At 62.6% G+C, this 26,136-nt stretch carries 20 protein-coding genes and 4 pseudogenes; 4 read left to right on the top strand and 20 right to left on the bottom strand.

Annotated features, from left to right (window positions below; all coding sequences use genetic code 11):
• Positions 1-2: 2 nt before the first annotated feature.
• The 12 genes and pseudogenes from ACQVLG_RS18340 to pstS all read right to left on the bottom strand — a co-directional run bounded on the left by ACQVLG_RS18340 (position 3) and on the right by pstS (position 12,547).
• Positions 3-812, bottom strand: coding sequence for a LiaI-LiaF-like domain-containing protein (locus tag ACQVLG_RS18340; protein WP_474290531.1), 810 nt, complete (start codon positions 810-812; stop codon positions 3-5).
• A complete protein-coding gene (locus ACQVLG_RS18335) occupies positions 802-1,185 on the bottom strand; it encodes a LiaF transmembrane domain-containing protein (RefSeq protein WP_230540992.1) in 384 nt (127 codons plus the stop codon). The genes ACQVLG_RS18340 and ACQVLG_RS18335 overlap by 11 nt, the downstream gene beginning before the upstream one ends.
• 382 nt (positions 1,186-1,567) lie before the next feature.
• The gene (locus ACQVLG_RS18330; RefSeq protein WP_474290530.1) at positions 1,568-2,482 is read right to left on the bottom strand and encodes an NAD-dependent epimerase/dehydratase family protein; all 915 of its coding nucleotides are present in this window, start codon (positions 2,480-2,482) and stop codon (positions 1,568-1,570) included.
• A gap of 92 nt (positions 2,483-2,574) precedes the next feature.
• Positions 2,575-4,515: a UvrD-helicase domain-containing protein gene (locus ACQVLG_RS18325; RefSeq protein ID WP_474290529.1), complete on the bottom strand. Its 1,941-nt coding sequence runs from the start codon at positions 4,513-4,515 to the stop codon at positions 2,575-2,577.
• Positions 4,516-4,548: 33 nt separating this feature from the next.
• Positions 4,549-5,745: a selenoneine synthase SenA gene (gene senA / locus ACQVLG_RS18320; protein ID WP_474290528.1), complete on the bottom strand. Its 1,197-nt coding sequence runs from the start codon at positions 5,743-5,745 to the stop codon at positions 4,549-4,551.
• Between the two features lie 69 nt (positions 5,746-5,814).
• Positions 5,815-7,134, bottom strand: a complete 1,320-nt coding sequence (gene phoR, locus ACQVLG_RS18315) for a phosphate regulon sensor histidine kinase PhoR (protein WP_474290527.1) — start codon at positions 7,132-7,134, stop codon at positions 5,815-5,817.
• Positions 7,135-7,145: 11 nt separating this feature from the next.
• Positions 7,146-7,835 (bottom strand): response regulator, encoded by a 690-nt coding sequence (locus tag ACQVLG_RS18310; protein WP_034755074.1) that lies wholly within the window; start codon positions 7,833-7,835, stop codon positions 7,146-7,148.
• A 5-nt stretch (positions 7,836-7,840) separates the two neighbouring features.
• Positions 7,841-8,551 (bottom strand): phosphate signaling complex protein PhoU, encoded by a 711-nt coding sequence (gene phoU / locus ACQVLG_RS18305; RefSeq protein ID WP_076570862.1) that lies wholly within the window; start codon positions 8,549-8,551, stop codon positions 7,841-7,843.
• A 48-nt stretch (positions 8,552-8,599) separates the two neighbouring features.
• Positions 8,600-9,384, bottom strand: a pseudogene (gene pstB / locus ACQVLG_RS18300) (phosphate ABC transporter ATP-binding protein PstB).
• Positions 9,385-9,422: 38 nt separating this feature from the next.
• Entirely contained in the window at positions 9,423-10,322 is a 900-nt protein-coding gene (pstA, locus tag ACQVLG_RS18295) for a phosphate ABC transporter permease PstA (RefSeq protein ID WP_474290526.1), read from the bottom strand.
• Positions 10,319-11,290, bottom strand: coding sequence for a phosphate ABC transporter permease subunit PstC (pstC, locus tag ACQVLG_RS18290; protein ID WP_230540998.1), 972 nt, complete (start codon positions 11,288-11,290; stop codon positions 10,319-10,321). Before pstC ends, pstA begins: the two co-directional genes overlap by 4 nt.
• 207 nt (positions 11,291-11,497) lie before the next feature.
• On the bottom strand, positions 11,498-12,547 hold the full coding sequence (pstS, locus tag ACQVLG_RS18285) for a phosphate ABC transporter substrate-binding protein PstS (RefSeq protein WP_230540999.1): 1,050 nt from the start codon (positions 12,545-12,547) through the stop codon (positions 11,498-11,500).
• A gap of 271 nt (positions 12,548-12,818) precedes the next feature.
• Here pstS and ppk1 point away from each other — a divergent pair.
• From ppk1 to ACQVLG_RS18270, 3 genes and pseudogenes are all read left to right on the top strand, one after another.
• Positions 12,819-14,914 (top strand): annotated as a pseudogene (gene ppk1 / locus ACQVLG_RS18280) (polyphosphate kinase 1).
• Positions 14,915-14,948: 34 nt separating this feature from the next.
• A complete protein-coding gene (sixA, locus tag ACQVLG_RS18275) occupies positions 14,949-15,407 on the top strand; it encodes a phosphohistidine phosphatase SixA (protein WP_230541001.1) in 459 nt (152 codons plus the stop codon).
• Between the two features lie 198 nt (positions 15,408-15,605).
• On the top strand, positions 15,606-15,731 hold the full coding sequence (locus tag ACQVLG_RS18270) for a hypothetical protein (protein WP_254926692.1): 126 nt from the start codon (positions 15,606-15,608) through the stop codon (positions 15,729-15,731).
• A gap of 83 nt (positions 15,732-15,814) precedes the next feature.
• On the opposite strand, the gene ACQVLG_RS18265 is transcribed toward ACQVLG_RS18270, so the two are convergent.
• The 6 genes and pseudogenes from ACQVLG_RS18265 to ACQVLG_RS18240 form a co-directional block, all read right to left on the bottom strand.
• Entirely contained in the window at positions 15,815-16,930 is a 1,116-nt protein-coding gene (locus ACQVLG_RS18265) for a polyamine ABC transporter substrate-binding protein (protein WP_474290525.1), read from the bottom strand.
• Positions 16,931-17,028: 98 nt separating this feature from the next.
• A complete protein-coding gene (gene clpB, locus ACQVLG_RS18260; RefSeq protein WP_474290524.1) occupies positions 17,029-19,704 on the bottom strand; it encodes an ATP-dependent chaperone ClpB in 2,676 nt (891 codons plus the stop codon).
• 121 nt (positions 19,705-19,825) lie between these two features.
• On the bottom strand, positions 19,826-20,299 hold the full coding sequence (gene moaE / locus ACQVLG_RS18255) for a molybdopterin synthase catalytic subunit MoaE (protein ID WP_230541003.1): 474 nt from the start codon (positions 20,297-20,299) through the stop codon (positions 19,826-19,828).
• Positions 20,296-20,535, bottom strand: a complete 240-nt coding sequence (locus ACQVLG_RS18250) for a hypothetical protein (RefSeq protein ID WP_474290523.1) — start codon at positions 20,533-20,535, stop codon at positions 20,296-20,298. The genes moaE and ACQVLG_RS18250 overlap by 4 nt, the downstream gene beginning before the upstream one ends.
• Before the next feature lie 384 nt (positions 20,536-20,919).
• Positions 20,920-21,057 (bottom strand): annotated as a pseudogene (locus ACQVLG_RS18245) (hypothetical protein); the annotation flags it as partial.
• 319 nt (positions 21,058-21,376) lie between these two features.
• Positions 21,377-21,625: pseudogene (locus ACQVLG_RS18240) on the bottom strand (DUF349 domain-containing protein); the annotation flags it as partial.
• An 835-nt stretch (positions 21,626-22,460) separates the two neighbouring features.
• Here ACQVLG_RS18240 and ACQVLG_RS18235 point away from each other — a divergent pair.
• Positions 22,461-22,961: a hypothetical protein gene (locus ACQVLG_RS18235; RefSeq protein ID WP_474290522.1), complete on the top strand. Its 501-nt coding sequence runs from the start codon at positions 22,461-22,463 to the stop codon at positions 22,959-22,961.
• 108 nt (positions 22,962-23,069) lie between these two features.
• Here the strand turns inward: ACQVLG_RS18235 and ACQVLG_RS18230 are convergent, their stop codons facing one another.
• Positions 23,070-23,711 (bottom strand): hemerythrin domain-containing protein, encoded by a 642-nt coding sequence (locus ACQVLG_RS18230; RefSeq protein WP_230541005.1) that lies wholly within the window; start codon positions 23,709-23,711, stop codon positions 23,070-23,072.
• Between the two features lie 116 nt (positions 23,712-23,827).
• Entirely contained in the window at positions 23,828-26,086 is a 2,259-nt protein-coding gene (locus ACQVLG_RS18225) for a bifunctional acetate--CoA ligase family protein/GNAT family N-acetyltransferase (protein WP_474290521.1), read from the bottom strand.
• Positions 26,087-26,136 lie beyond the last annotated feature (50 nt).

The raw sequence follows: 26,136 nt of genomic DNA, 5'->3' as shown, positions 1-26,136 counted from the left end.
GCCTAGTTGCGGATTTCCAGGCCGCCCATGATGGCGTAACCCGTCACGTACAGACGCTTGGCCTGGTTCGGCGGCACGATGGTCTTTTCTTCGAAGCCGCCGAGAATGGGCGTGCCCTGCAGCACAACGCTCCAGTCGGGCGGAATCTTGATGGTGACGCCGCCGCACAGGGCAAATACGTTGAGCACGGCTTCGCCTTCGATCGATGCCTGGCGCAAGTCGATTTCGCAGCCGGCCATGATGACATTGATATCGCCGCCCCTGAAGCGCTGCGACGACACGCGCCGCACGTAGCCGCCCAGGATGGCCGTCACTTCGATGATGCTGTCGTCGTCCGCCTGGCCGCTGGCGCCGGGCGCTGCCGATACTGCTTCCTTGTCGAGGGAAACGGCGCCATTCCTGGGCTGGCCGAATGCGTCGGGCGCAGCGGTGCCGTCGGGTGGCGCGGCAAAATGCCGGCGGCGCTGGCGCTGCTGCGCGCCGGGCAAGGATTTCGACACCACGGCCACGCCGGCGGCGATGATGAGCAGCGGCCACAGCATGCTCCAATTGATATAGAACAAGCCCATGGCTTTCAGGGTCCAGCTCAAGCCCAGCAAGACCATCACGCCGCCGAGAATGTAGCCGGAGCGGGTATGGCTTTGCGAAATTTTCAGCAAGCCGAAAATGATGAGGATGGTGGGCCAGAAGCGGAAGGTGTAGCGCACGCTGATGAAACCGAGGTTATCGAGCAGGAACAGCAGCCCCAGGCCGATAACGATGACGCCCAGCACGATCTGCGATGGCGAGTGCAGCGGCGGTTTATTTTTCATGCTCGGACTCCCGGTAGGCAATAAAATGTTTGTTCAACAGCGGTTCCAGCACGAGGCCCACGCCCCAGGCGATCAGCAAGGCTGGCCAGCTATTGTAGAAATTCAAGTTCCACAGTTCTTCATACGACACATACCACCAGGCGGCAAAGAAGATCAGCCACAGGCCGCTCAGTACCTGCTTGGCGGACACGGGCGTGAGCAGCTTGTTGAGGCCGAAGACGGCCAGTATCAGCGGCCAATAATGCCATAGTGCATAGTAATCGTGGAGATAGATCACATCGAGCCGGTCCAGCAGGATGACGGCGCCGATGGCGATCAGCAGCACGCCCCACAGCAGCTGGGTACGGCGGCAATAAGCTGGTTCAGGTTTCACGGTCACCCCTTGAAGTTGGTTGATCGTAAAGATACGCGGATTTGGGCCGCGCGCAAACGGCGCTTCGGCGAATGGCGGACAGGTGGCGGTGAATGGCGCGGCGGCGGAAACGACAGGCAAAAAAAAGACCGGCTAGCGCCGGCCTTGAAGGGGTTCGCAGTTCACACCGCGACCTGGAGTTGCAGTGCACAGCCGCCTGGCGCAAGCGCGCCAGCGGCGGAAATCTGGTGCCGATCCTTGAGGCGACCGGCTGACCTGCTGGAAGATCGAACATGCCGCCAACTTCACGGCAGTGCGTCTCAACCAAGCAAAGCCATCATACTCCCGATCAGGCAAAAGCACCGTTCGCTAGCGCACACAGATGCGGTTTTGCTGAGGTGCATCAAGCAGTCGTGGCGTGCGGCGGCTGCAGCATGTCGTGCTTGATCCATGCCAGCACGGACGGCCCCTGCGGCTGCCAGCCCAGCAACTTGCGCGACCGTTCGCCGCGCACGCGGCTGTTGGAACCGAGGCCATACGACGCCATCTCGTAGCCCCATTCGGCAATCGCCTCGGGCAGCGGCCAGTCCTGTGCAGGCCCCAGGTCAAGCGCCTGGGCGATGGCGGCCGTCATGTCGCGGAAAGCCGCCTCGCCCGACTCGACAAAGTAAAAGGTGCCGGCGGGCGACTTTTCCAGCGCCAGCAAATACAGGCTGACGACATCGTCGATATGCACGTTCGACCAGATATTGCGGCCCGGACCCACGTGGCGCACGATGCCGCTCTTGCGCGCCTGTTTCAATAAGCGGGGCAATTGCACGCTGTCGCGCGGCAAGGCGCCATGGCCATAGATCAAGGTGTTGCACAACACGCTGGCGCGCACGCCTTGCGCGGCGCTGGCCAGGATCAAATCATCGATGGCGACCCGGGCCGCCTTGTCGGCCGTGGGCGCCGGCAGCTTGTCTTCGACATAAATCTGTTCCGTGCCCTCGCCGCCCGAAGCGTCGCCCACGATGGACGAGCCGCTGGTATGCAGAAACACTTTGTTGCTGCCTGCCAGCGCCTCAATAATGGCTTCGACGGCGCCCCGGTGGTCGCTGCTGGCCGCATTGATGACGGCATCGGCCGCCTTCGCCTGCTCGATGATCAGCTCGCGGTCGTTCAAGGTGCCGACGATGCCTTGCACGCCGATGGTAGTCAGCTCGGCCACCTGCTCCGGCTTGCGCACGAGGCCCGTCACCTGGTGGCCGGCGCGCACGAGGCCCGCCGCGATGGAACTGCCGATGAAACCTGCTGCGCCCGTTAAAAACACTTTCATAGTTGCTCCTGTCTGGTTAGATTGCTGTCAATCACACCAGCCCAGTATGCCCGCTTTCGTCTTTCGCAGAAAGCGGCCGCACGGCAAAAGATCTATGACTTGGACGCAACAATCTTGAGCTGCAGGGCGGCGATGTAGCGGCTCCGCCAGGCGGGATCTTGTGGCGTGAGCAAGGTGAGCCTGTCGCGCGCGCGCGTGGCGGCGACATAAAAACGGTTCTCTTCTTCCAGCGGATCGGTCTTGCTGCGCGGGAACTCATCAACGGCCAGGTAAGGCAAGATCACGTGGTTGTATTCGAGGCCCTTGATCTGGTCGATGCAGGCGATGACGAGTCTGGCCTTGCCGGTCGACACCGTCACGGCGTCTTCCATCTCGCCCAGCCAGCCGGCAAAGCCGCCCAGCGCCACGCCCGCTTCGCGGCACACGTCGATAAAACCGTGCAGGGACCGGGCCACGACCCGCGCCTGGGCCGGGTCGACATAGATGCGGCGCGCCGTCTGTTCCAGCTGCATCAGGCCAAAGATGTGCTGCAGCGCATCACCCGCCAGGGCGTCCGGGGGCAGCGCGCGCAGGTAGTCGACGGCGGCCAGGGTCAGCGCCGCCTTGTCCTGGTTCTGCGACTTGGCCAGCTGGTTCGTCAAGAAGCCTTCCAGCAAGTCGGGATAGTTGGCCACGTCGGCCTTGGCTTGCTGCAACTCCGCGCGCGTAAACGGGATTTCCGCGAAGGCCACCAGGGCTTCGAGTATCTCGCCGCGGCGCGGGCCGCTCTTGATCGCGTGCAAATCCTTGCGGGCGATGGCGACCATGCCGCGCAGCATCAATACTTCCAGGCTCAGCAGATAACTGTTCATATCCACCAGGCCATACGCGATGCCGCTCTGGAACAGCGCCGTTTCCACGCGGATGGCCTGGTCGCGGTCGCGCAGCAAGATGGCCGTCGTGCCCGCATGCGCGTGTTCGAGCGCGGCGATCAGCTGCGCGCTGCACGCTTGCGGCTGCGCATGGTCGTACTCGAGCAGTTCGATGTGGGTGGCGCGCGACAGGGCCGACACGCTGGCCTTGTTTTTCAGCACGCCCACGGCCTGCGCCAGCTGCGGGCCGTAGCGGTAGGACGCCGTCAGCGGCAGGCGCTGCAAGGCGGGAAATTCCTGCTCGAAACGCTGGCGCAGGAAGCGGTGGTCGGCGCCCGACCACGTGTAAATCACTTGATCCTTGTCGCCGGCGCCGCAGAAAAACGCATTGCCGCGACGTATCAGCATGGTCAGCAGGCGGAACGACGCTTCGTTCAAGTCGTGCAATTCATCGGCCACGATGATCTGGAAGGCCGGCAATTGCTGGCGCAGCGGCTCGTCGCCGTCGAGCATGCGCACGAGGTCGTAGGTGGCGTCGAACGGGGCGCGGAACTGGATATCGCCCGTGTCGGCGCCGCGCAAGCCTTCGTATTCGCGCAGCCACAGATAGTGTGTGCGCGACATGCCCAGCAGCTCCAGGTTGTCGTCGAGGGAATTGCTCTCGAAGTCGGGATTTTGGAAATCCAGGCGCGCCTTGGTGCGCAACTGCAATTTCAGGAATTCGGCGATGGCGCCGTTGGTCGTATTGATTTCCAGCGGGTAGCGGTGAGCATATTTCTCAGACACCACTTCCAGCGCTTCCCAGGCAATCGGGCGCAGCTCTTCATCGCTGCGCATGGATGCCACTTGCATATTTTCCAGCTGCAACAGCACCTTGGCGGCAAAGGCGTCGAAGGTGTCGATCGTCAGGCGCTTGACGACGCCCAGCGGCACGCCCACTTCCAGCAGGCGCTGGCGCAGGGCCACGCGCGCCGCCTCGGTGAACACGAGGGCCAGCATGCGCTCGGGCGCGCGGCCCCGGTGCAGCGCCTCGGCCAGGCGCAGGGCCAGGGTCGTCGTCTTGGCCGCGCCGGCATTGGCGTCGATCAAGACCACTTTCTTTTGCGCCGTCTGGATGGCGACCTGTTCCGGCGTGGGCGTGATGCGTTTGGGAATGAACTGCGGGGCGTTATCTGTACTCAAGGGTATCCTGAAATGATGTCTGTTTTCGGCGCGCTACCAGGCGCAGGTGCGCAGGCCGGCAAAGATGTCGCCCCGTTCGGGCGCGTGGAAGGCGCGCATGCGGGGCGAATGCAGGCGCGGCGGCGTGGCAAAGGCGGCGCCGCGCAGCACCTGGTGCTGCATGAAATACGGCGCCGAATATTCGCGCCAGGCATCCACCGCAAAGCCCGGATACGGCTCGAACGGCGTCGCCGTCCACTCCCATACCTGGCCCCAGTGAAAGCGCGGGTGGCCGGACAGCGCAGCATACTCCCATTCCGCCTCGGTCGCCAGGCGGCGGCCCGCCCAGGCGCAGTACGCCTGCGCTTCATACAGATTGATGTGGCGCACGGCTTCATTCGGCGGCAAGGTCGTGCGCCGGCCGAAACGCATGGTGCGCCACTGCGTCGCTTCGCGCAGCCAATATAAAGGCGACGAGCGCTCCTGCCGCATCAGCCAGGCGCTGCCGGCCGCGCTCCAGAACTGGCGGTTCTGGTAGCCGCCATCGGCGACGAAGTCGGCAAACTGGGCGTTTGATACGGCGCAAGCATCGATGGAAAACGGCGCCACGTAGCAGCTATGAGGCGGCGATTCATTGTCGAAGGCAAACCCGTCCCCGCGCGGCGAGCCCAGTGCGATGGTGCCGCCAGGAAAAGCGATCTCCCCCGCGCCGGGCGGCAAGGCCGGGCTGGCAGCGAGCGATTCCGGCGCTTCCAGGCCCAGCCATTGCAAGCCTGCCAGCATTTCCTCGCCACACAGGTCTTCATGCGCCAGGGCCAGACGGTACGGCGCCAGGGCGCTGTCGACATTGGCTTCGCGCGAGAGCTTGTCAAGCACGCGGTCAAGTACTTCGCGGCAATACGTTTTGACGGCGCCGGGACTGGGCAGTTCCAGCTCCCAGCGCGCGCGGTGCTCGACCATATTGGCGTCGAACAAGTCGTCGCCGCGCGTCAGCAGGGAATTATAAATGGCGTCGGCCGGGTGGCTCGATGCCGCTTCGCGCAGGATGTACCACTCGGCAAACCAGGCGATCTGCGCCAGTTGCCACAAGGGCGGCGTGAGGCGCGGATGACGGGGCAGGCCCGCCACCACGTCCAGGCCGGCACTGACATAACAGTCGAACAGGGAAAGGGTATCCTGGCGCGCGGCTTGCAGCGACTGGGCCAGTTGCTGCGCGCCGGCATGGCGAAAAGAGGCGTTGATTAAAGTCATGGCCTGATTGTAACGACTTATGCCAAGCTTGCACCAGTCGCCGGGGAAACAGGGAGCTGCCTCCCCCGCTTACTTGACGAGCAATTCGCCCTGCAGCGGCGTGACGACGGACTTGGGCATGCTGACGATAAAGCTGCTGCCCTTGTCGGCCACGGACTGGATCGCCAACGTCCCGCCGTGGCGCAGCAGCACGTGCTTGACGATGGCCAGGCCCAGGCCCGTGCCCTGGGTTTCGCGCGAACGGCTCTTGTCAACGCGGTAAAAACGTTCCGTCAGGCGCGAAATATGCTCCTGGCTGATGCCGATGCCCGTATCTTGCGCGATAAATTGCGGTCCGGCCGGGCCATCCTGCCAGCGCAAGGTGATGGTGCCGCCGGCCGGGGTGTAGCGCACGGCATTCGAGGCCAGGTTGCCGAACGCGCTATACAGCTCGTCGTAGCTGCCCAGCACGTCGGGGCCGTTGCATTCCATGGTCACTTCATGCTTGCCTGCCGACAAGCCCTTGGCGTCACGCAAGACTTGCTGCATGAGCTTTTTGACATCCACGGGCTCGGGACGCAGCGGATAATCGACCGATTCCAGGCGCGACAGGGTCAGCATGTCCTCGATCAGATGCTGCATGCGGTGGCCCTGCTCCGTCATCAGCTTGAGGTGGGCGGCGCGCGTGGCGGCGTCCAGGTCCAGCTCGGCGGAAGCGATTTCCAGGAAGCCGACGATGACCGTCAGCGGCGTGCGCAATTCGTGCGAGGCGTTGGCGATGAAGTCGCGGCGCATCATTTCGATGCGCTCCGTCTCCGTCACGTCGTGCGTGACGAGGATCTGGCGGCGGTTTTCAAACGGAATGATTTGCACGATCAGCTTGCGGTTGCGGAAGGTGATCGTCAGCGGCTGGTCGTAGCGGCCCAGGATGATGTAATCCATGAACTCGGGGCTGCGGATCAGGTTGGTCACGCGCATGCCCTTGTCGCGCTCGTGGGTGAGGCCCAGGTGTTTCTCGGCGGCAGGATTGCACCATTCGAGGAAGAGCACGTCGTCCATGATGACGACGCCGTCCGGCAACAGGTGCATGGCCTGGCGGAAACGCGCCAGCCATTCCGTCAGCTCGGCCTGGTTTTTCTCGTCGTCGCGGCGCATGCGGTACAAACGCGCGAAAATGCTGGTCCAGGCGCCCCAGCCGTCGGGCAGCCTGGCGCTTTGCGGATTGTCCAGCCAGTTGCTCAGCTGGAACAGATACGACAGCTGCACGAACACCATCATGGCCATCAGCACGAAGGCGATGCCCAGCGCATACGTGGCGCCGAACAGATACCAGACGACGGCCACGCCCAGCAGCGCCAGCACCATGCGCAAGGCGGCGGCCGGTACCCAGAACAGCAATTTCGGATTCATAGAGGCAAGCTTTACTTTTCAGACAACATGTAGCCGACGCTGCGCACCGTCTTGATCAGGCTTTCCGCCTCTTTCAAGGCTTTGCGCAAGCGCAATACGTGGACATCGACCGTGCGTTCCTCGATCACCACATGGTCGCCCCACACCTTGTCGAGCAGCTGGCTGCGCGAAAACACGCGTTCCGGATGGGCCAGCAGGAATTTCAGCAGCTTGTATTCGGCATGGCCGATATCGATCTTCTGTTCATCCATCATGACGGTGCAGCTGACGGGGTCCAGGGCCACGTTGCCGGCGCGCATGGGCGCCTGCGCATGTTCCGGACTCTTGCGTCGCAGCAAGGCTTTGGCGCGGGCCAGCAGCTCGCGCGGCGAGAACGGCTTGGTGACGTAATCGTCGGCCCCGCTGTTCAGGCCGGCCAGCTTGTCTTCTTCCATGCTCTTGGCGGTGAGCATGATGACGGGGATGGCGGCGAAATTGCGGTCGGCGCGGATGCGCGACAGCAGGCGCAAGCCCGTCTGGTCCGGCAACATCCAGTCCAGCAGGATCAGATGCGGCGTGCGGTGCTGGATGAATTCCCAGGCATCGGCGACGTTTTGTACGGAACAGCAATTCCAGCCGGATTCGCGCAGCGAATAGGTCACCAGTTCAACGATGGCCGGCTCATCTTCAACAATCAATACCGTGGTTTTATCAGATGCCATAAAGCTTACTCAGGGAGCTCCTCGGAAATGGCGGGAGCAGCCACCTTGGTGTGGCGGATGTCCTTGCCTTCAACCACGTAAATCACGTATTCGGCGATGTTTTTCGCATGGTCGCCGATCCGTTCGATGGCCTTGGCCACCCACAGGGTATCGAGCGCCGCCGAAATCGTGCGCGGGTCTTCCATCATAAAGGTAATCAAGTTGCGCATGATAGACCGAAACTCATGGTCGATGATGGCATCTTGTGCAATTAATTGTAAGGCCAGCTTGCCATCGTTGCGGGCGAAGGCGTCGAGCGCGTCGTGCAGCATGTCGGTGGCCGTGTTGGCGATGCCGCGCACCATCTCGTAATGGTTGACGACGCCGTTGCCCCGCTTGTGCAGGTTCTTCGCCACGCGGGCGATTTTAGTCGCCTCGTCGCCTACGCGTTCGAGGTCGGTAATCACCTTGATGGTGGCCATGATGGTGCGCAAATCGTTGGCGGCCGGCTGGCGGCGCACGATCAGATGGCTGCAGGCGTCGTCGAGCGACACTTCCAGCTGGTTGACGACGTCGTCTTCGCGCATCACGCGGTCGGCACGCTCGGCATTGCCGATGCGAAAGCACGTCATCGCGTCGAGGAACTGGGTTTCAACGATGCCGCCCATCAGGAGCACTTTCGAGCGGATCGCTTCGAGTTCGTTATCGTATTGCTTGGATGAATGTTCGCCTAACATGCTGTCTCTCCGTATTCAGTTATCTTGTATATCGTTATTCTGTTCGGATCAGCCGAAGCGGCCCGTGATGTAATCCTGCGTTTCCTTGCGGGCCGGATTCATGAAAATCTGGTCCGTTTCGCCGAATTCCACCAGTTCGCCCAGATACATGTACGCCGTGTAGTCGGAGCAACGCGCCGCCTGTTGCATATTGTGCGTCACGATGGCGATCGTGTAATCCTGTTTCAGTTCGCTGATCAGCTCTTCCACCTTCGACGTCGAGATCGGGTCCAGCGCCGAGGTCGGCTCATCGAGCAGCAAGACGTCCGGCTTCACGGCCACGCCGCGCGCGATGCACAGGCGCTGCTGCTGGCCGCCCGACAGCGACAGGCCGCTCTTCGTCAGCTTGTCCTTGACTTCGCCCCACAGCGCCGCCTTTTTCAGGGCCCACTCGACGCGCTCATCCATCTCGCCCTTCGACAGGTCTTCATACAGGCGCACGCCGAAGGCGATGTTGTCGTACACGGACATGGGGAACGGCGTCGGCTTCTGGAACACCATGCCGACCTTGGCGCGCGCAGCATGTTGACGTCCTGGTCCGCGTCGAGCACGTTGCGGCCGCGGTACAGGATCGAGCCTTCCGCGCGCTGGCCCGGATACAGGTCATACATGCGGTTCAGGGTGCGCAGCAGGGTTGATTTGCCGCAACCGGACGGGCCGATGAAGGCGGTAACCTTCTTCTCGTGGATGTCCAGGTTGACGTTATGCAAGCTTTGCGTTTTGCCGTAAAAAAAGTTCAGGCCCGAAATCTCGATGGTTTTTTTCTTTGGTGCCAGGTCTTGGGCTGGATTCATTTGCGTATTCATATGGGTTCGCTTCGCTCGGTATCTGTTTAATGTGGGACTTTTTGGCTGAACACGGTACGCGACAGGATATTTAAGGCCAGCACGCTGAAGGTGATCAGCAGTGCGCCGCCCCAGGCCAGCGAGCGCCAGTTGTCGTACGGGCTCATCGCAAACGATGCGATGACGGACGGCAAGTTGGCCATCGGCGCATTCATGTTGAAGCTTTGGAACTGGTTATTCAGGGCCGTGAACAGCAGCGGCGCCGTTTCGCCGGCGATGCGGGCCAAGGCCAGCAGTACGCCGGTGATGACGCCCGCCTTGACGGCGCGCAAGCGCACGAGTGTCGCCACCTTCCAGCGCGGCGCACCGAGGGCAAATGCGGCTTCCAGCAGGCTGTTCGGCACCAGGCGCAGCATATTGTCCGTCGTGCGCACCACCACCGGCACGGCGATCAGCGACAGGGCGATGGCGCCCGCATAACCGGAGAAATGTTTGACGTGCGCCACGTACAGCGCATACACGAACAGGCCGATGACGATCGATGGGGCCGACAGCATGATGTCGGTGACGAAGCGCGTCACTTGCGCCAGCTTGTTTTCTTCGCCGTATTCGGCCAGGTAGATGCCGGCCAGAATGCCGATCGGGGTGCTGACGACCGTCGCCAGGCCCACCATCAGGGCGCTGCCGACGATGGCATTGATCAGGCCGCCGCCTTCGCTGCCGGGGGCCGGCCGCGTCGTTTGCGTGAACAGGTCGACGGACAAGGCGCCGAAACCCTTGATCACCAGGGTGAACAGGATCCACACGAGCACGGCCAGGCCCAGGGCCATGGCGGCCACCGACAGGGCGATGCCGATGCGGTGCATCAGCAGGCGCTTGCGGTAGACGGGGTTCATGGCCGGCTTGGCCGGAGCGTCGTGGGTACTAACTTGGCTGAGCTGGCTCATTTCGTGCCTTCCTTGCGGGACATGCCAGCCAGCATCAGCTTGGCGGCGGATAAGACGATAAAGGTGATGACAAACAGGATCAGGGCCAGCGAGAACAGCGACGCCACGTGCAGTTCGGATTGCGCTTCGCCGAATTCGTTCGCCAGCAGCGAGGTGATGCTGTTACCGGCGGCAAACAGCGACCACGACAGTTTATTCGCATTGCCGATGACGAAGGTCACGGCCATGGTCTCGCCCAGCGCGCGGCCCAGGCCCAGCATGACGCCGCCGACGACGCCGGTCTTGGTGTACGGCAAGACAATCTTGCGCACCACTTCCCAGCGCGTGCAGCCGAGGCCGTATGCGGATTCCTTCAGCACGGCAGGGACGATTTCGAACACGTCGCGCATCACGGAAGCGATGAAGGGGATGATCATGATGGCCAGCACCAGGCCGGCCGTCAGCAAGCCGATGCCCATCATGGGGCCGCTGAACAGCTGGCCGATGACGGGCACGTTGCCCAGCGTGGCTTTCAGGATAGGCTGGACGTGGTCGGCAAACAGGGGGGCAAATACGAACAGGCCCCAGATGCCGTAGATGATCGATGGCACGCCGGCCAGCAGCTCGACAGCCGTGCCCAGCGGGCGGCGCAGCCAGGCCGGGCAGATTTCCGTGAGGAACAGGGCGATGCCGAAGCTGACGGGAAAGGCGATCAGCAAGGCGATGACGGACGTCACCAGGGTGCCGATGATGGGAATCAGGGCGCCGTACTGGTCATTGACGGGGTCCCACTCGGCCGAGACGATGAAGTGCAGGCCGAAGGTCTTGAAGGCCGGTATCGATTCCATGATCAGCGAAATGATGATGCCGACCAGGACGATCAGCACCGACAGGGCGAACAGCATCGTCACCTTGTGGAACATGAAATCCTGGATGCGCTGCTTGCGCATGGTGGAAAGCATTTGCGCGTGACTGATGGAATCGGTCATGGTGCCGCCTGGCATGGGGATCGTGGAGGAGGTAGATTGTGCGCTCATAATGTGCCATGTGGGTGGTACTGCAGGTACTGCTATTTTTATTTTGCTCTTTTAGCCGGGAACGCCTGCAAGGGCTTGCGGGCGGTCCTGGCTAACTCCCTGCCCCGCCGTGCTGCTGGCGGAGACAAGGATGGATATTGCTGTATTCAGACTATCGGATTAATAGATCGACTTGCCCGATGCATCTTTCAAATTGGCTTTCCACGATTCCTGCACCAGTTTCACGACCGATGCCGGCATCGGCACGTAGTCCAGTTCGACGGCAGCAGGGCCGCCGTTCTTGTAGGCCCAGTCGAAGAATTTCAGGACTTCTTTTGCCTTGGCTGCGTCAGCCTGGACTTTATGCATCAGGATGAACGACACGCCCGTGATCGGCCAGCTGTTCTTGCCAGCCTGGTCGGTCAGAACCACGCCGAAGCCTGGGGTTTGCGTCCAGGGTGCCGAAGCGGCAGCTGCCTTGAAGTTTTCGTCGTCAGGCTGCAGGAAGTTGCCGTCCTTGTTTTGCAGCTGGGTGTGCGACATCTTGTTTTTCTTGGCGTAAGCCCACTCGACGTAGCCGATCGAACCCTTGATACGCTGTACGTTGGCGGCGACGCCTTCGTTACCCTTGCCGCCCACGCCGACAGCCCATTTCACAGCCGAGCCAGCGCCGATTTTCGATTTGAATTCCGGGTTGGTTTTCGACAGGAAGTCGGTGAACAGGAAGGACGTGCCCGAACCGTCGGCGCGGTGCACCACGGTGATTTCCGTGTCCGGCAGCTTGACGCCACTGTTCAGTGCGGCGATCTCGGGAGCGCTCCACTTGGTGATCTTGCCCAGGTAGATGTCGCCAACGACCTTGCCCGTCATTTTCAGCTGGCCTGGGGTCACGCCGTCCAGGTTGACGATGGTGACCACGCCGCCCATGATGGCCGGGAACTGCATCAGGCCCGCTTCTTCCAGCTCTTCCGCCTTCAAAGGCATGTCCGAAGCGCCGAATTCAACAGTCTTGGCCTTGATTTGCTTGATGCCGGCGCCGGAACCGACGGACTGGTAGTTCAGGCCGTTGCCCGTGTTGGCTTTGTACGTCTCAGCCCATTTGGCGTAGATCGGGTACGGGAAGGTTGCACCAGCACCTGTCATATCTGCCGCCATGACGGAAGCGGAAGAAAATGCCATCGCTGCCGAAGCACCCACGACGATAAATTTGAACATTTGCTTCATTTGCATATCAAGTCCTCAGGGTTGTTAGGGCTCAAAGTCCCGGTTGAATGCTGCGCAGTCTAGCAAGCGAATATGACAGCTTTATGACATGGGTAAAAAATCCTGAAATAATTGGCTACGCCCGGGGAATCGCCCTTTTTGGCGCGAAAAATGACAGGACGGGCGACGCTTTATGACAGCTTATGTCACGCTTACGTCATATTTCATGATTACACTCACAACGCGTCATACATGATGAAATACGGCTAGAATTAACTATCTGCAAAGACAAAAGAATATGAAACCTGAACTGCACACGGAAGTGACCAAATCGGGCATCCTGCTTGACCGCGAGCTGTCGCAACTGACTTTCAACCGGCGCGTGATGGCGCAGGCGGAAGACCCGAACATTCCGCTGCTCGAGCGCCTGCGCTACCTGTGCATCGTCAGCAGTAACATGGATGAGTTCTTCGAGGTGCGCGTGGCCAGCCTGCTGGCGGCCGGCAGCATCGGCGGTTCGCTGGCCGGCCACCCTGCCCTGGCGGCCAACCTGGAGCGCATCGGCAAGGAATGCCATGCACTGGGGAACGCCAGTACGAGATATTAAATAGCGAAGTCTTGCCGGCCCTGCGTGAAGCGGGCGTGCATTTGCTGCGCGACAGCGACCGCAACGAGGCGCAGCGCGCCTGGGTCAAGCAGTATTTCGACCGCGAAGTGCGCCCCCTGCTGACCCCGATCGGCCTCGACCCGGCCCATCCGTTCCCGCAAGTGGTGAATAAAAGCCTCAATTTCATCGTTTCGCTGAGCGGCAAGGATGCGTTCGGGCGCGGCACGGCGATCGCCATCGTCAAGGCGCCCCGCGTCTTGCCGCGCGTCATCAAGTTGCCGGACGACATATCGGGCGACGGCGTCTCCTTCTGTTTATTGTCGTCCGTCATCCATGCGCACATCTCGGACCTGTTCGCCGGGCGCGAGGTGATTGCCTATTCGCAATTCCGCGTCACGCGCGACAGCGACCTGTGGGTCGATGAAGACGAAGTCAAGAATCTGCGCCAGGCGTTAAAAGGCGAACTCGTGGGCCGCCAGTTCGGCACCTCCGTGCGCCTGGAAGTGGCGCGCAATTGCCCACCAGAATTGTCGCAATTCCTGCTCGACCAGTTTAATCTGGATCAAAGCCGCCTCTACCGCGTCAACGGCCCCGTCAACCTGGTGCGCCTGTCGGAGATGATCGACCACGTCAAGCAGCCCGAGCTGCGCTTCCCGCCGTTCTTCCCCGGCCTGGCCCATAAAGCCATCGGCAACGACATCTTTGCCGCGCTGACCAAGCACGACATCCTGCTGCACCACCCGTATCAATCGTTCCAGACGGTCATCGACTTCATCCGCAGCGCCGCCTACGATCCGTCCGTCGTGGCCATCAAGCAGACGATCTACCGCACCGGCATGAACTCCGACCTGATGGAATCCTTGATCACGGCGGCGAAGATGGGCAAGGAAGTGACGGTCATCGTGGAATTGATGGCGCGTTTCGACGAAGAAGCCAATATCAACTGGGCCGACAAGCTGGAGCAGGCGGGCGGCGCGCAAGTCGTGTACGGCGTGGTGGGCCTGAAAACCCATGCCAAGGTGGCGCTCGTCATCCGCCGCGAAGAAGGCGCGCTGCGCTTCTACGCCCACTTGGGCACCGGCAACTACCACCCCACGACAACCAAGCTGTACACGGATTTCGGCTTGCTGACGGCCAACCAGGACCTGGCCGTGGAAGTCAATGAGGTGTTCATTCATCTCACCAGCCTGACCAAGCCGCACAACCTGAACCATTTGTGGCTGGCGCCGTTCGGCCTGCAAAGCGAGATCATCAAGGCGATCCGCAACGAGGCGAAGATCGCCCGCTCCGGCCGGCGCGGACGCATCATCGTGAAAGTCAATGCGCTGGTCGATGAATCCGTGATCCGCGCCCTGTATGCGGCCTCGACCGATGGCGTGAAGATCGACCTGATCGTGCGCGGCGCCTGCACCCTGAAGCCGGGCGTGCCGGGCTTGTCGGAAAACATCAAGGTGCGCTCCGTGATCGGGCGTTTCCTCGAACACAGCCGTATTTACTACTTCCGCAATGATCTGGCGCACGATGTCTACCTGGCCAGCGCCGACTGGATGAGCCGCAACCTGTTCCGCAGGGTGGAAGTGGCCTTCCCCGTGCTGGACCGGGCGCTGAAGCGGCGCGTGATCGCCGAGGGCCTGAATCCGTATTTGAAGGATAATACGAATGCATGGGAACTGGAGCCGACGGGCCATTACGCGCGCCGCAAGCCGCGCGGCAAGCAAACGCCGTTCAGCGCCCAGCAATACCTGATGCACACACTGGGCACGCCGGGCGCGGAGGTCGGCGAATAGACAGCTTTCGACTTTCAACACAGAGGAGCACAGCATGGATCTCATCTTGTGGCGGCACGCAGAAGCGGAGCCGGGCGTCCCCGACCTGGAACGCGCCCTGACCGTCAAAGGGCAGAAACAGGCGCGCCGCATGGGCGAATGGCTGGCCTCGCAACTACCGGAAAATTGCCGTATCCTCGTCAGCCCCGCCCTGCGCACCCTGCAAACGGCCGAAGCGCTGGGCCGCAAGTTCAAGCTGATGCCGGAACTGGCACCGGGCGCCGAGGCGGAAGACATCCTGAAGGCGGCGAACTGGCCCGGAGGCAAGGAAAGCGTGCTCATCGTCGGCCACCAGCCCACCCTGGGCCAGGCGGCCGCCCTGCTGCTGACGGGTGAAGAGCAGGAATGGGAAATGCGCAAGGCCAGCGCGTGGTGGTTTTCCCAGCGCGAACCGGGCGACCCCATCAGCGTCTATTTAAAGGCCGTGATGGCGCATGACCTAGTGGTGAAATAAGGGTGGTGAAATAAGGGAGCTGAAGCAGAAAATGCGCAAAAAGTGCGCTGGGACAAATGCTAGTAAGAATTACAACTCGGCAGCCTTGCAAAGCGCTGCCGATCTGCTAGAGTTTAATTGCATCAACTACGTGTTGGAGCGCTGCTCTGGCACATTGAGCAACCCAGCGGACAGCCGTCCAACGGCGGCTGAAAGACCATGTTAACCTTCCTCGTTTTTCTCTTCATCGCCATCTTCGCCGCCATCATCGGCTTCGTCGCCTTTGAACTGATCGAAGAAATGCGCGGCAGTCACCACAAGCTGATGGACCGCTACCACGAGTAGTGTTCACCTCGGCAATATCGCATGGCGCCAGCGACGGCCTACAGGCCCGTCCCTCGCGCCATCCTTGTTTTTACGCTCCCGTATTACACTCCCGTCTTGAACTTCGTATAAATGCGCGTCATCAGGCGGCGGATATCGGCCGTGGTCGCTTCTGGCGCGGCCATGCGCTGCTTGTCGGCGTCGGACAGGAAGATGGCCTTGTTTTCACCGATGTCCTTGCGCACATATTTGATGCTGGCCGGATTCGGATTCGCGTAGAACACCTTGTTGCTCAGGCTGGCATGCACTTGCGGACGCAAAATGTAATTGATGAACAGGTGCGCATTGTTCGGGTGCGGCGCGTCGGCGGGAATGGCCATGGTGTCGAACATCAGGGCGGCCGTCTTCGGCACCAGCACCTGAATCACATTGCCATTCTTCGCGTCGATGGCGCGCTGGCGCGCGATATTGATGTCGCCCGACCAGCCCAGCGCCACGCAGACGGAGCCGTTGGCCATGTCATTGATGTAGCCTGACGAGCTGAACAGGGTCACGTAGGGGCGGATCGCCTGCAGCACCTTGCCCGCTTCCTGGTAATCGGCAGCCGTTTTCGAGTACGCGGGCTTGCCCAGGTATTGCAGGGCTGCCGGCAGCACTTCCGACGGCGAGTCGAGGAAGGACACGCCGCACGATTTCAGCTTCGCCGCATATTTCGGGTCGAAGATCAAATCCCAGGCGTTGTCGGGCATGGGCATGCCGCCCAGCGCGGCCTTGACCTTGTTGACGTTGATGCCCACCGTCGTGTAGCCCCACAGCCAGTCGACCAGGTAATCGTTGTTCGGGTCGATCTTCGACAATTTCGCCTGCAGGTTCGGGTCCAGGTTGCCCAGGTTCGTCAGCTTGCTCTTGTCGAGCTTGCGCAACAGGCCCGCATCGATCTGCAACCGCGCCCACTGGGCCGTCGGCACGACGATGTCGTAGCCGGACTTGCCCGCCACCAGTTTCGCGTTGAGGATTTCGTTATTATCGAAAACGTCATAGCGCACCTTGATGCCCGTTTCCTTCTCAAAATTCTTGATCGTATCGTCACCGATATAGTCCGACCAGTTATAGATGTTCAGGACCTTCTCTTCCTGGGCGTGCGCAGGCAATGCCAGCACGGCCGCCGCCAAGGCCAGTCCCACTCCAATGCGCCGCCCTGCTTGCCATGTGTTTGCCATCGTACCGCCTCCGAAAATTAGTCAGAAAATAGTGACGATGATAGCAAGAAGGGCGGCATCAGGTCTAGCCTGATACCGCCCTGCTTATTACTGCTAAATCAACCCCCACCGCAAACACCGGGGTCGGACCCTGAGGGTCCGACCCCAGCCTTTCGCCTTTGGGGTAAATTAACCTTGTCCAGCCCCACCTGCGCCCCCGTAAACACCAGGTTGCCGTTCTGGGCGTCGATGCGGATCTCGTCTTTCGGGCCGAAGCGGCCTTCGAGGATCAGCTTCGACAGCGGATTTTCGATCTGCTGCTGGATTGCCCGTTTCAACGGACGGGCGCCATACACCGGGTCGTAGCCCGCCTCGGCGATTTGCTGCAAGGCCGCGTCCGTCAAGCTCAGCGCCATGTCCATGCGCGCCAGGCGTTCTTCGAGGATCTTCAGCTGGATCTTCGCGATCGCGCCGATATTCTTCTCGTCGAGGCCGTGGAACACGACGATTTCGTCGATGCGGTTGACGAATTCGGGACGGAAGTGCGAGCGTACCTCGGCCATCACGGCCAGCTTCACGACACCGGGATCATCGCTTTCCATGGCCTGGATCTTGTGCGAACCCAGGTTCGAGGTCATGATGATGACGGTATTCTTGAAGTCCACCGTGCGGCCCTGGCCGTCCGTCATGCGTCCATCGTCGAGCACTTGCAGCAGCACGTTGAAGACGTCGGCATGCGCCTTTTCCACTTCGTCGAGCAGGATCACGCTGTACGGCTTGCGGCGCACGGCTTCCGTCAGGTAGCCGCCCTCGTCGTAGCCCACATAGCCTGGCGGCGCGCCGATCAGGCGGGCCACGGAATGTTTCTCCATGAACTCGCTCATGTCGATGCGGATCATCGATTCTTCCGTATCGAACAGGAAAGTCGCCAGCGCCTTGCTCAGCTCGGTCTTGCCGACGCCCGTCGGTCCCAGGAACATGAAGGAACCATACGGCCGGTTCGGGTCGGAGAGGCCGGCGCGCGAGCGGCGGATGGCGTCTGCCACGGCCGTGATCGCTTCATCCTGGCCCACGACGCGCTCATGCAGCTTCTCTTCGATGTGCAGCAGCTTGTCGCGTTCGCCCTGCATCATGCGCGACACGGGAATGCCCGTCGCGCGCGACACCACTTCGGCGATTTCCTCGGCGCCCACTTCCGTGCGCAGCAGTTTCGGCTGGTCAGGATCGAGTTTCGGGATGCCGCTGTCGGCTTGCTTGAGCTGGGCTTCCAGCTGCGGCAGCTTGCCGTATTGCAATTCCGACACTTTCTGCCAGTTGCTCTCGCGCGTGGCCTGCTCCATCTGCAGCTTGACTTGCTCGATCTCTTCCTTGATGTGCGTGCTGCCCTGCACCACGGCTTTTTCCGCCTTCAGGATTTCCTCGAAGTCATTGTATTCACGCTGCAGCTTGACGATCTCTTCCTCGATCAGGCCCAGGCGGCGCAGCGATGCTTCGTCTTTTTCCTTCTTGACGGCTTCGCGTTCGATCTTGAGCTGGATCAAACGGCGTTCCAGCTTGTCCATCACTTCCGGCTTGGAATCGATCTCGATCTTGATCTTCGCCGCCGCCTCGTCGATCAGGTCGATCGCCTTGTCGGGCAGGAAACGATCCGTGATGTAGCGGTGCGACAATTCCGCTGCGGCGATGATGGCCGCGTCCGTGATTTCCACCTTGTGGTGCAGCGCATATTTATCCTGCAAGCCGCGCAGGATGGCGATCGTCGCTTCCACGGTCGGTTCGTCGACGAGCACTTTCTGGAAGCGGCGTTCCAGCGCGGCATCCTTCTCGATGTACTTGCGGTACTCGTCGAGCGTGGTGGCGCCCACGCAGTGCAGTTCGCCCCGCGCCAGGGCCGGTTTCAGCATATTGCCGGCATCCATCGCGCCGTCGGCCTTGCCCGCGCCCACCATGGTGTGCATCTCGTCGATGAAGACGATGGTTTGCCCTTCATCCATGGCCAGTTCCTTCAGCACGGACTTCAGGCGCTCCTCGAACTCGCCGCGGAACTTGGCACCGGCAACCAGGGCGGCCATGTCCAGCGCCAGCACGCGCTTGCCTTTCAGCGACTCGGGCACTTCGCCGTTGACGATGCGCTGCGCCAGGCCTTCGACGATGGCCGTCTTGCCCACGCCCGGTTCGCCGATCAGCACGGGATTGTTCTTGCTGCGGCGCTGCAGGATCTGGATGGTGCGGCGGATTTCATCGTCGCGGCCGATCACGGGGTCGAGCTTGCCCTTGCGCGCCCGCTCCGTCAGGTCCAAGGTGTATTTTTTCAAGGCTTCGCGCTGGCCTTCGGCCTCTTGCGAATCGACCTTGTTGCCGCCACGCACGGCGTCGATGGCCGCTTCCAGGGCCTTGCGGGTCAGGCCGTTTTCGCGCGCCAGCTTGCCGCAGTCGGACTTGTCGTCCGTCATGGCCAGCAAGACCATTTCGCTGGAAACGAACTGGTCGCCCGCCTTTTGCGATTCCTTGTCGGCCAGGTTCAGCAGGGCCACGAATTCGCGGCTGACCTGCACATCGCCGCCCGTGCCCGATACCTTCGGCAGGCGTTCGATCGACGCGCCCAGGGCCTTCGACAGGCCGCCCACGTTGACGCCGGCCCGCTGCAACAGCGAACGGGCGCCGCCGTCGTCCTGGTTCAACAGGGCCGTCAGCAGGTGGACTGGTTCAATATAGGGATTGTCGTTGCCCACGGCCAAGCTTTGCGCATCGGCCAGGGCTTCCTGTAATTTGGTAGTGAGTTTGTCTTGTCGCATGAAAAGCGCTCCCGGTTAATTAGTTGTTAACCAAATTGGGGTGAGGCAGTACTTTTCAAGCATACACAAAGCAGAAAACTGATGCATTTTGGCAAATGCTACGGTGCGGGGCGCGTTCGCTTCAAATGGCGCTTGCTTTTACGGCCCACTTGTCCAGGGCCGTCTCGTCGCTGTCGCGCGCATCGACCCAGCGCGCCCCTTCGGGCGTGTCTTCCTTCTTCCAGAACGGCGCTTCCGTCTTCAGGTAATCGATGATGAATTCGCAGGCGGCAAACGCCTCGCCCCGGTGAGCGGAAGAGACGGCCACCAGCACGATCTGCTCCTGCGGCAGCAAGGGCCCCACGCGGTGGATCACCAGCGCGCCGGACAGGGGCCAGCGGCCCCGCGCCTGCTCCACGATGGCTTCGATGGATTTCTCCGTCATGCCCGGATAGTGCTCGAGCTCCATGGCGGCCACGTCCAGCCCTTCATTCATGTCGCGCACCGTGCCGACGAAGCCGACGACGGCGCCTACCTTGGGGTTGCCTGCACGCAATTGTGCGATTTCTTGACTCAAGTCAAAATCAGCGTGCTGGACGCGGACGGATGTACTCATTTGGCGTGGCCTCCGATGCGGCGCAGCAGGGTTTCGATGCGGCTGGCCGTGCGCGCATCGGTAGCGGCGGCAATCGCGCACAGCTGCATCAGCTGCGACACTTGCGTGAGCGGCTTCTGGCCCGATTTGAGCGACGATTGCAGCACTTCCACCTGCATTTTCAGGCGGTCGCGGGCAAATTCGGCGCCGCTGTCGACGCCGGCGACGATTTCCAGGCGCAAGACTTCAGCGAGCAAGCGCTCCTGGTTGGCCTGCAATTGCCGCACGTAGGCGGCAGCGCCCTCGCCCAAGGCGGCCTGGGCGGCGGCAAAGCGCTGCTGCAGGCTGCGTTCGTACTGGGCGTCGAGCGGCGGCAAGGCGCTCCAGCGCTCGGACCAGGCTTGCGCGTTGGCGCCGTCGCCGCCGTCCGCCAGTGCGGCTTCCAGCGCCTGCACCAGGCGCAGCTTGTCGCGCAAGGCGTTGGCCTGGGCCGCGCCGGCACGCTCGGCGATGGCGTCCGCCTGCGCTTGCACGCCGGCAACAGCCGCCTGGTAGCGCTGCTCGATCTTCGCTTCGCTGGCGCGCGGCACGGGGCCCGTGGCGTTCCAGGCGGCGCGCGTGTCGCGCAGCAAGTGATTGATGAAGGCGCTGCGGGCCTTGTCGTCGCCCTCGGGCACGACGGCCGTTTCCAGGCTGGCGCACAGGGCTTCGCGCGCATGCAGGTGTTCGCGGCGCTCGTGGTCGGCCGCGTGGGCCGTTTCCTTGCGCCGGGCGAAGATATCGTCGCAGGCGGCGCGGAAACGCTGCCACAGCGCCCTGTTCCGCGCGGCGTTCCAGCGGCAGGGCTTTCGCCAGTTCCTGCCATTTATCCTGCAAGGCTTTCAGCATGTCGACCGTGTTGCGCTCCGATGGCTTGAGCAGGCCCACTTCGACGATCAATTGCTCGCGGCGCGCCGTCTCGATCTGGCGCTGCGTATCCAGCGGCTTCGACAGGGCGTCCAGCGCGGCGCCAAATTCCGCATCGAGGCGTTTCTTTTCCTTGCGGTCGATGGTGCCCAGGCGCGTCCACGCCTGGCGCAAGCGCTGCGAAGCGGAAGCAACATGTTTCCAGTCGGTACTCTCTTCGGCCGCCAGGGCCGCCGTTTCCGCGATCAGTTCCTGGGCCTTGGCCGCATTGCCGTGGCGCTCTTCCGCCAGCTGCTTGAAATGCTGGGCCGCCGGTGCGTACGCCACGCTGCAGGCGGCGTCGAAACGCTCCCACAGGGACTTCGGCGCGGGGCCGGACAAGGTGTCGAGCGACTTCCAGCGCTCGCGCAGGCTGCCCACTTTCTTGGCCAGCTCGGCCATTGGCAATTGCTGCGCCGGCAATTCTTCGCCCGCCTTGACCAGTTCCTCGCGCGACACGTTGCCGCCCCAGCGCGCCCAGTCGGCCAATTGCTTGAATTGCGCGCGCACATGGGCCAGGCGGTCGGACTGGGCCGGCGTCAAGCGGCCATGCTTGCTATCGCGCAAGGTTTTATCGTGCTCGGACGCCACGTGCAGCAAGCCTTCCTGCAAGGCCGCGTCCATGGCGTCGAGGGTCTTGATGAACTGCTCCGTTGCTTCCTTCGACACGGGGGCGTGTTCCTGGCGCGGCTTGCGCGGCGCCGGTTCCGCATGCGCTGGCGCAGCCACGTCTGCAGCAGGAACGACAGGCGCTGGGGCACTGGCCAGCAGGGCCGCAAATTGCTGCTGCAAGCTGTCCGACAGTGGCGATTCGGGCAGGCGCGGCAAGGCTTGCCAGGCGCGCTTCAAGGCGTCGGCGTCCAGGGTGGCGGCATCCTGCGCCTGCCATTCAGCCAGCGCAGCCTGGCGCGCGTCAAACACGGCCTGGTGCTGCTGCAGCGCCTGCAAGACGGACTGCGCCTGTTCGCGTGCTTGCGCAAAGTCAAGTTCCAGGTGTTTCGGCAGCGAGCCGCGCTCGGGCGACTGTGCATGCTGCGCATGTTCCGCGTCCAGGCGGGCCAGCGACTGGGCCAGTTCTTCTGCGGACTGGCCATTGCTGGCCAGCGCGCGCATGGCACCCACGGCGTCGATTACGGCGCGCTGCAGCACCACTTGCGCTTCCAGGCGGGCGGCCAGCGCGGCGCGCGCGCGCGGCAAAGGCGGCCGCCAGCTCGGGCGTGGACTTGATGACCTGCCATTGGCGGTCCAGCTCGGCTACCTGGTTGGGGCTCAGCTTGTCATCATTCATCAGGCGCTGGGCCGTATCGATGCTGGCCTGGGCGCGTTGCGTCTCGGCAGCCTGATGACGGATCAGGTCGATACGGCCCTGCATCAGCTTTGCAACGCGGCGGTCCGTGTTGCGCATGGCATGGTGGACTTTTTCCAGCAGGGGCAAGCTATGGACGTGTTCGGCCGCGATCAGGCGGGCATCGGCAAATTCGCTGGACAGGATGAACTCACAGGCGGCGGCTTCGTCGCCCGCCACGGCATGGGCACGCGCAACCTGTTCGGCACGGCGCGATGCGCTCTGCGCCGAGGCGGCGGCCTGTTCTGCCACGACAGGATCGGGGACGGCAGTCTTGCTGGCAGAACGCTTGAAGAGAAATTCGAACATGACGGGTTTCGCGTGGATCAAAACCACCATCATAACAAAGCCCGGGGTATTGCATCGGACAGGGCCGAACAAGTTATCAAATGAATAAAACGAATCTTTTCCCTATATCTTTCCCTATGACAGCTCGCCAGTCACCATTACAAAAACGACGCCGGCAGACTCCGCCTGACGGGGTGTGCGCTCGCTACCCGTTCAAGCCTGCGCACGCAGCGGCTGTGGCGGCACGGGCAACGCGGATGCGGCCTCATCGGCTGCCGTTTCAGCGCCGCCGGTGGCCGGCAAAGGCGCTGGCAAAACAAAGGGCAGCACCTGCGCCTTGCCACGGCGCGCTTCCTGCGCGCGCGCATCGTGGGCGAGGAACTGGTAGGCGATGGCAAACCACGCTTCGCCCACGATGACCTTGCGCGCCAGCGCGAACAGTTCGCGCTCTTCTTTTTCCAGGCGCTGCAGCAGGGCCGCGCAAAAGGCGTCGATGGCGGCGCACAGCTGCTCGGCCTGCAATTCGGAATGGTCGATGGCGGCGCCCGCGCCCTGCTGCACCACATTGATGCTTTCCAGCGCCGCGTGGTTCAAGCCGTTGAGCTCATCGAGCAAGCCATCCGCATGCGGTGCGGCCTGGCGGATGGCGGGAATCAGATACATCTCGACCTTGCGCCAGTAGCCGCCCTGGTACAGCCGGTTCAGCCAGTCGCCCGCGTACTGCAGCTGCGCCATGCTGAGCCTGCTCTGCTGGCGCAACTGCACATGCATGTATTTCTGAAAAGCCAGCAAGCTCATGCGGATGCTGGCCTGTTCCACCGACAGGGAAACCAATATATATGTTGCCGTAAGCATGCACTCACTCCCGAAAATACGCTGGATATCTGATCCTGGAAGTGAAAGTGTAAAGACTACCGACAGGGATGGGTTTGATCCTGCACAAACCCGCAGCGAGCCCCCCCGCGCTTTTTTTACGGCGCGCGCAAGCCGATATGCAAGTTGACGACGCCAGGCTCTTCCGACGGCGTGACCTCGCCGCCAAAGCTTTTCACCAGCCGCTGCATGCCCTTGTTGCGCGCCATGGCCTCGCCCACCAGCGCTTCCGTGCCGCGGCTGCGGAAGTAGTCGACGAGCTTCTCGAACAGGATGTGCCCGAGTCCCTTGCCCTTCAGGGCCGAGCGCACGGCGATGGCGAAATCGGCGTGGATATTGTCCGGGTCGGCCACGGCGCGCACCACGCCCAGGGTTTCCGGCTTGCCGTCCGGCCCCGTGTGCGTGGCGATGAAGGCCATGGCGCGGTCGTAATCGATCTGCGTCAGGCGCGCCAGCTGCGACACGGGCAGTTCGCGCATCGAGGTAAAAAAGCGCAGGCGCACGTCGTCCGGGTCCAGCGCGTGGAACAGGTCCATGTGCTGCGGCGCGTCCTCGGGGCGGATGGGGCGCAGCAGAATCGATTGCCCCATCCACGTCACCTGCTCTTCCAGCTCCTGCGGATACGGGCGGATGGCCAGGCGGTCGCGCTGCTGGCCCGGCTGCAAGCGGATGCGCGCGTCGAGCGCGATCACGCCGTCCGCGTCGGCCACCAGCGGGTTGATGTCGAGTTCGGCCAGCTCGCCGATGTCGGCCACCAGTTCGGCCACCTGGATCAGCGTGTAGCAGATGGCGTCGATGTCGGCCGGCGGCTGGTTGCGGTAGCCTGCCAGCAATTTCGACACGCGCGTGCGCGCCAGCATGTCGCGCGCCAGCACCATGTTCAATGGCGGCAGGCCGATGGCGTGATCGGCCGTCACTTCCACGGCGATGCCGCCCTGCCCCACCAGGATCACGGGGCCGAAGGCGGCGTCCGTGGTGACGCCGACGATCAGTTCATGCGATTGCGGCCGGCGCGCCATCTGCTGCACCGTAAAGCCGTCGATCAGCGCGTCGGGGCGCATGCGGCGCACGCGCTTGAGCATGGCGGCGGCGGCCGTGCGCAGGATGTCGGGCGTGTCGAGGTCGAGCGCCACGCCGCCCACGTCGGATTTGTGGGCGATGTCGGGCGAGTGGATCTTCAGCGCCACCGGGTAGCCGATGTCCGCCGCCACGGCCAGCGCCGCTTCCACGTCGGCCGCCATGCGCGTGGTGGCCACGGGAATGCCGTAAGCGGCCAGAATCTCTTTCGAGCGGCATTCGCCCAGCACCGTCTGGCCGGCCGCCAGCGCGGCGGCGACGATCTCGCGCACCCTGGCGCGGCGCGGCGTGGCCGACATCGGCAGCTGCGCCGGCACCTGCATCAGGGTTTCCTGGTTGCGCCGGTATTGCACGATCTGCATGAAGCCATGCACGGCCTTTTCCGGCGTGTCGTAGGTGGGAATGCCGGCGCGATTAAAAACCTGGCGCGCGGGGGCCACGGTCGTGCCGCCCAGCAGGCACGACAGCACCGTGCGCGAAGTGGCCTTGATCAGCGGCGTGACGGCTTCGGCGATGTCGATCGACGAGACCATGGCCGTGGGCGCGTGCAGCAGCAGCAAGGCGTCCGCCTGCGGCTCGTCGAGCAGGGGCTTGATGGCGTCGGCATAGCGCTGCACGGCCGCGTCGCCGGGCAAGCCGACGGGGTTGTCGTGCGACCAGCCCCGTGGCAAGGCCTTTTCCAGCGCGATCACGGTATCGGGCGACAGTTCGGCCAGCTTGCCGCCGCTGCCCACCAGCGCGTCGGTGGCCATCACGCCCAGGCCGCCGCCGTTGCACAGGATCGCCAGGCGCTCGCCGCGCTGCGAGCGGATGTGCGTGAGCGTTTCCACGGCATCGAACAGTTCTTCGGCCGAATACACGCGCAGCATGCCGGCGCGGCGGATGGCCGCGTCGTAGACGGCGTCGGAACCGGCCAGCGCGCCCGTGTGCCAGGCAGCCATGGCCGCGCCTTCCGCCTCGCGTCCCGCTTTCAGCACGATGACGGGCTTGCTGCGCGCGGCCGCGCGGGCCGCCGACATGAATTTGCGGGCCGCCTGGATATCTTCCATGTACAGCAGGATGGCGGCCGTGTCGATGTCGCCGGCCAGGTAATCGAGCAGGTCGCCGAAATCGATGTCGTAGCTGGCGCCGAGCGAAATGAACTTGGAAAAGCCCACGCCGTGCGCGTTGGCCCAGTCGAGCACGCCCGACACCAGCGCGCCCGATTGCGACACGAAGGCGATCTTGCCGGCCGTTGCCCCCACGTGGGCGAAGCTGGCGTTCAAGCCCAGTTTCGGCACCAGCAGCCCCCATGCTGTTGGGTCCCAGGATGCGCAGCAGATGCGGTTTG

The sequence above is a fragment of the Janthinobacterium sp. TPC_1 genome (genome assembly GCF_056037845.1).
The sequence above is the reverse complement of the archived record's forward strand: the minus strand, read 5'-3'. Positions and strand labels throughout refer to the sequence as shown.